At 67.3% G+C, this 6,027-nt stretch carries 5 protein-coding genes; 2 read left to right on the top strand and 3 right to left on the bottom strand.

Annotated elements, in window-relative coordinates:
* Together ABFS34_15540 and ABFS34_15535 are read left to right on the top strand one after the other, a co-directional pair.
* A partial coding sequence (locus tag ABFS34_15540) for a PLP-dependent aminotransferase family protein (protein ID MEN8376841.1) occupies positions 1 to 705 on the top strand: 705 nt, incomplete at its 5' end.
* Complete coding sequence (locus ABFS34_15535; protein MEN8376840.1) at positions 702 to 1,037, top strand: methylated-DNA--[protein]-cysteine S-methyltransferase; 336 nt, start codon at positions 702 to 704, stop codon at positions 1,035 to 1,037. The genes ABFS34_15540 and ABFS34_15535, both read left to right, overlap by 4 nt.
* 9 nt (positions 1,038 to 1,046) lie before the next feature.
* Here ABFS34_15535 and ABFS34_15530 read toward each other — a convergent pair whose 3' ends face one another.
* The 3 genes from ABFS34_15530 to ABFS34_15520 all read right to left on the bottom strand — a co-directional run.
* Positions 1,047 to 2,153, bottom strand: a complete 1,107-nt coding sequence (locus tag ABFS34_15530; protein MEN8376839.1) for an amidohydrolase family protein — start codon at positions 2,151 to 2,153, stop codon at positions 1,047 to 1,049.
* A 200-nt stretch (positions 2,154 to 2,353) separates the two neighbouring features.
* Entirely contained in the window at positions 2,354 to 5,362 is a 3,009-nt protein-coding gene (locus tag ABFS34_15525; GenBank protein ID MEN8376838.1) for a carboxypeptidase regulatory-like domain-containing protein, read from the bottom strand.
* A gap of 358 nt (positions 5,363 to 5,720) precedes the next feature.
* A partial coding sequence (locus tag ABFS34_15520; GenBank protein MEN8376837.1) for a hypothetical protein occupies positions 5,721 to 6,027 on the bottom strand: 307 nt, incomplete at its 5' end.

Below are 6,027 nucleotides of genomic sequence, written 5' to 3'. Positions count from 1 at the left end.
GTGCTGTCGATCGAGCGGCGGCACGCGCTGCTGCGCTGGGCCGGACGGTCCGGGGCCCTGGTACTGGAGGACGACTACGACTCCGAGTTCCGCTACGGCGGCCGGCCGATCCCGGCGCTACAGGGGATCGACCCAGACGGGCGGGTGATCTACCTGGGGTCCTTCTCCAAGGTGCTGTCCCCGGATCTGCGGCTGGGCTACGTCGTCTCCTCGCCCCCGGTCGCGCGCGCTCTGGCGGCCGCGAAACGGCGAGCCGACCGGCAGAGTCCGTTGTTCCTGCAGAGAGCGGTAGCCGCGTACCTGACGGAGGGTCACTTCTCGCGTCACCTGTGGCGCATGCGGGCGCGATACGGCAAGAGGCGACGGGCGCTGGTGGAAGAGCTGCGCCGGATCCTATCGCCGGCCGCGGAAGTGGTGAGCGGCCGCGCCGGCATCCAGCTCCTGCTGCGGATAACCGACGCGCCGCCCGCGGCGACGCCGACCCTGTGCCAGGCCTTGCTCAACCGCGGCGTGCGGTTGGACGCCGCGACCGACTGTTATCTGGGGCGCGCGGCGTGCGCGGAGTTCCTGCTCGGGTTCGCGCGCCACGAACCGGCCGAGCTGGAAGAGCCGCTGCGGATCATCGCCGAGGTCCTGGCCGATTTCCGCGCGCGCGGCTGGCGCGCCGTCGCCGAGCCGGTCGCCGGCGACAGGGCGTCCGCTTGAGCCGGCGGCGCGCGGGAGCGAGCGAAGGAGGATACGCCGCCATCTACGCCGTCGTCCGCGAGATTCCACCGGGGCGGGTCGCCACTTACGGCCAGATCGCGGCGCTGGCGGGGCGACCCGGCGCCGCCCGCCAGGTGGGGTACGCGCTGGCCGCGCTTCGGGCGGAGGCCGACGTTCCCTGGCACCGCGTGATCAACGTGCGCGGCGAGGTCAGCGAGCGCCGGGGCGGCACCGCCTACGAGCACATCCAGCGCGATGTGCTCGTAGCCGAGGGTGTCGAGTTCGACGAGCGCGGCAGGATCGACCTGGCTCGATTTCGCTGGGACCCGTAGCGCCGCCCGTTACGGAAAAAGACTCCGGTCCAGACCCGGGATTACCCGTAGCGCGTTCTCGTAGTACACCTTGCGAAGCACCTCGTCGGGCAGCCCCAGGCCGTACATCTTCCAGAACGCGTGCCGCTTGCGGTAGTAGTCGAAGTACTCGTCCTCGGACTCGAGCACCCGAAAGTAGACGTAGTACTCGGACGGCTCCCACACGTCCTTCCCCATGAGGATCCGGTCCCGGTACCGCTCGAAGAAACGCCCCGCGAAGCGCGGCTGACGACCCGGTTCGTAGATCACCGCTGCGAGCTCGACCATGACGTTGGGGAGCGAGTCGAGCACCGCTCCCAGCCTGTCCAGATCGTTGGCCATCCAGAGCATGTGCGCGGCGATGAACTTCGTCTCCGGGTGCTTCCGGAACACGTTGAGCTGCTCCCCGACGATCTGTTCCCAGGAGGGGTCGGCGGGGCGCTTGCGGCGCGGCCGTTGCTTGAGCTCCAGCCAGCGCTCGTTGAACCGGTCGTGCGCCAGCCAGAAGGCCGCGGGGTCTCCGGAGTGGATCAGGACCGGCACCCCCAGCTCGCCGGCCTTGGCCCACAACGGATCGAGGCGCGGGTCGTCCACCGGAATTCGGGCTCCACGGGAGTCCACGGCCGACAGCCCGAGGTCCTTGAAGATCTTGAGTCCCTGCGCGCCGTTGCGGACGTCCCGCTCGAAGCGAGCGGCGGTCCGTTCGGCGTAGCCCGGGGCGTCGATGCCCTCGTAGGAGGGGTTGGCGAACACGACGAAGCGGTTCGGATAGGGACCCTTCAGCGCCTGAATGCGCTGTCGGAGGGTATCGCCGCGCCCCCCGGAAAGGTTGACCATGACCGCCAGGTTCAACTCGTCCATGGCGGCGACGATGCTGTCCACGCGCGCACGCGTGAGTTCGCCACGCAGGTGGTTGTGCACGTCCACGAACGGGAAGTGCGCCCGCGTGATGGGGTTCTCCGGAACCACGAGGGTGGACCGCGGCTCGTACTCCTCGAAGCTCATCTCCTGGGCGTGGAGACCGGGGCCTCCCGCGCCGGCGGAGACCAAAAACGCGAGTGCTGCTGCGCGCCCCAACCCTGAATGCGTGATGCTCAACGACTCCCCCGTTCGTTCCGGATTTCGCCAGTCGACTTTTCCGTGGTGGTGCTCATACGGCACCTGTCCGAGCCAGTAGCCATTCGGCCGAGGTGCAAACCCGGAAAGGCAAAGCGCGCCCAGCCATATGGCCAGGCGCGCCCGCGCATGTCGGCGTCTCGGCGGGGCGTGACACAGGTCACGCCGCCGCCTCCGTCGTGCTACCCGCCGAAGCGGTACCGCGCGCCCAGCTGCAGGCGCAGCGGATCACCCAGCCCACTCTGCAGCGTGCCGTCGAAGTTGAACAGCGGCGACGTCGCGGCGGGGTCCAGGAAGTTGTCGGTGTTGAAGAGGTTGAACACCTCGGCGATCAGCTCGACCTCGTTCCCACCACCCTGGTTGAAGGTGCGGCTCAGGCGCGTGTCCCACGTGAAGAACTCATTGTCCTTCCGCAGCGTGTTCCGCTCCAGGATCGTGCCGTCCGAGCAGATCCGGTCCTGCGGGCTGCTGGCCCGCTCTCCGGTGCCCGAGTTGCCGGCGCCGCATACCTCGTTGGTGGGCTGTGAGGAGTAGTAGCTGACGCGGTTGCTCACGTTGAAGCCCGCGCCGAGATCGGCCACGACGTACGCGTTTGCCCGGTGGCGCTGATCGCGGTCGCTGAAGCCCCACTCCCTGTCGAGGCGATCCGCCCGCGCGTACCGGAACGAGAACGGGTCACGCTCGTTGTCGTCGTCCGACTTGTCCCACGACACGGTGTAGTTCACGTCGAACACCACGCGGTCATTGATGTCCCCTCTGAGCGCCGCGGTGATCCCGTGATACGTCGAGCTGGCGGTGCTCTCGAGCACGGTCACTCCGCCGAGCCCATTGGACGGGTCGTTCGGGAAGTCGTCGAACGCCCCGCCGAACACCGGGTCGTTCCGGTCCACGAAGCGGAACAGGTTATCCGTGTGCGCGAAGCTGTAGAACAGCGAGTACGCGACGTCGTCGTTTACCATCGCGTCGTAACCCAGCGCCGTCGAAACCGTGCGCGGGTTCTCGAAGTCCTTGTCCGTCACGAAGATGCCCGGACGGTCCAGCGAGACCCCGTTCACTTGGATTAGCTCCGCATACGCCGGCGGAACGAGCCCGAACTCGTTGAGGGAGCTCGCGGCGAACAGTTCGGTACCGATCGAGCCGTTCGTGGTGCGGGTGCTGGCCAGGACCAGGCCGGGAACGCGGGCGTAGTAGAGACCCGCGTTGACGCGCAGGACGCTCTGCCCGTCGCCGTTGCGGTCCCACGCGATCCCGAAGCGCGGCTGGATGTTGTCCCAGTCCGTCGGGATGGTGCCGTCCGACGGGAAGTCTTCGGTGCCGATGAACGGCGCGTAGAAGACGTCTTCCGGCGGGGTGATGGGATCGGGCTGCACCTGCGCCTCCCACCGCACCCCGAAGTCGACCGTCAGATTCTGGCTGGGCGTCCACGTGTCCTGGACGAAGAACGACACCTCGTTCTGGACGATCTCCTGGGTGCCCGCGTCGTCCACGGTCTGCCCGGCCTGAACAGGCGTGAACTGCAGGTACGTGTCCAGCGGCCCCGTGATCGTGGTGCCGGCGGGACATAGACCGGTGGTGTTGGACGAGCCGTCAGAGCACTCGACGTAGGTTGGGCCCTGCTCGACGAAGTTGATGAAGCCGTCCACGCTCGTGAAGATGGCACGTCCGTTACCGAAGCCGCGGAACGTCTGCTTCACGCGCGTGCGGTTCCACTCGCCCCCGACCTTGAAGAGGTGCTCGCCGGACACGAAGGAGATGTTGTCCAGGAGCTGGACGCGGTCGTCGAAGGCGTCCACCGGGATGAAGAAGGGCATGCCCCAGCGGAAGCCATCCAGGAAGCCGGCGCCGGTGTCGGGGAACGGACGCCCGGTGGCCGGGTTGATCGGCCCTTCGTAGGGTCGCGGCCGGTCCTCCCGCGACCACTGGAACCGGAACTCGTTGGCAACGGTGGGCGAGAGCTGCGACTGGAGCGCGCCGTTCACGGCGTGGGACTTGTCCTCCTCGATCGCGTTGGCGCTCGCGCCCCAGGCGTCGAAGTCGAACGTCCCGTTCTTCTGCTCCGCCCACGTGAAGTTGTACTTCAGGCTCAGGTTGTTCGACTCGTTGAGCCGGAAGTCGAACTTGGACATGAGGGCCTTGGCGTCGTTGGTCCTAGTGATCGGATCGAAGTCGTTCGCCAGGGCACCGCCGAACTCAGTCTGGAAGAAGTCGATGAGCTTCTGCATTTCGGCCGGCTCCTGCACCCCCGTCCGGGTGACCTGCTTCGTCTGGCTGGCCTCCTGCTGGTCGTAGGCGATGAAGAAGAAGGCCTTGTCGCGGCTGATCGGGCCGCCGAGCGTGAAGCCGAACTGGTTCTGGTCGAAGTTCGGGTTGCCCCCGCCGCGCGCGAAGTCCGCGGAAATCTCGTCGAACTGCCCGAAGTAGTTGAGCGTCCCCTGGAACTCGTTCGTGCCGGACTTGGTGATGACGTTGACGAAGCCGCCGGCCGAGCGGCCGAACTCCGCGGTGGCGCCCTGGTTCACCACCACGATTTCCTCGATCGCGTCCTGATTGAACGTGAACGCCGGTCGCTGCCCGCCCCGCTGCTCGCCGAAGAACGGGTTGTTGAAGTCGGCGCCGTCCACGGACACGTTGTTGAAGATCCCGCGCTGTCCGCTGACGGTCAGCTCTTCACCGTCCGGCCCCTGCACGATGCCGACCCCGGGCGTGAGGAGCGTGAAGTCGATGAAATCACGGCCGTTGTTGGGCAGGTTCTCGACCACTTCGGTGCCGAGGCGCGAGGATGAGGTCACGTCGCTCACATCGACCAGAGGACGCTCGACGGACACGTTCAGCCCCTCGAGCTCCACGGCCTCGAACGACAGGTCGAGGGTTTCGGTTTGGCCCAGACCGAGACGGATCCCGTCACGCGTGATCTCCTGCACGAACTCGAGCGCCGCGACCGACACCGTGTAGGTGCCGACGGGTAGCAGCGTGGCGACGAAGATCCCGCTCTGGTTGGTCGAGGTCGTGTGCACCAATCCCGTCTCCACATGCCTGATCGTCACCTCGGCACCGGCCACTGGCTGGCCGACCGGATCCGTGATGACTCCTCTAATGATTCCCGTGGTCGCCTGCGACTGAGCGGTGATCCCCGCAGGTAAGGTCAGGAAGGCACAAACGAGGACTAGCAATCCGATCGTTCGTCGCAACATGACAAGCTCCCTTGATGAGGCGTGGTTCGACTTCGAGTGGGCCGTGCCAAACCGCGGCGCGAAAACCGCACACCGCAGGAACGAAGTCACTGTAACGATGAGGGCGCCGAATCGCTACAAGCCTGAGGCGCCGTTAAGGTCGGGTCATCCAGGCACGCTTGCGGCGGCAGGGTTGATCGAACGCGGAGAGTTTCGACTGCCGCGCCGCACCGACGGAGTCGGATGACGACGTAGGAATTCTACGGAGTCAACGGCGTCTGTCGCTCCGCGCAGGTGGCGTGTATGAGAAGAGCCCCGGGTTCGCCCCGGGGCCCTCTCGCTGGCGTGCGGCGGGGCACGCCTCAGCGGTCGGTCCGCCTCAGGCGCGCATGTTGCTGATTATCGCTTTGGCGGTGTCGTGCATGGACCTCGCGACCTCGTCGAGCGAGTCGCGCAGGCGCTCCTCGCGCCGCACGGCCTGCTCGTGGAGCGAGTCCGCCAGGTCCGCCTCGCGGCGCACGCGCTCGGCTTCCAGCTCGAGCGCGGCCACGTAGCCGCGCAGGCGCGCCCGCGCCGCGACGGGTGGGCCGGGCGGGTCCTCTAGAGCCTGCGCGGCCCGGCCCGGGAAAAACGGTCGCCGCGAGCTGACCCCGCGCGCCAGAGCGATCTTCGCCGCGCGCAGCTCC

The sequence above is a fragment of the Gemmatimonadota bacterium genome, from assembly GCA_039715185.1.
Classification (GTDB): Bacteria; Gemmatimonadota; Gemmatimonadetes; order Longimicrobiales; family RSA9; genus DATHRK01.
The sequence above is the reverse complement of the archived record's forward strand: the minus strand, read 5'-3'. Positions and strand labels throughout refer to the sequence as shown.

Excerpts from the sequence above, each read along its gene's own strand:
- ABFS34_15525 (MEN8376838.1), bottom strand. The coding sequence starts at position 5,362 with ATGTTGCGACGAACGATCGGATTGCTAGTCCTCGTTTGTGCCTTCCTG.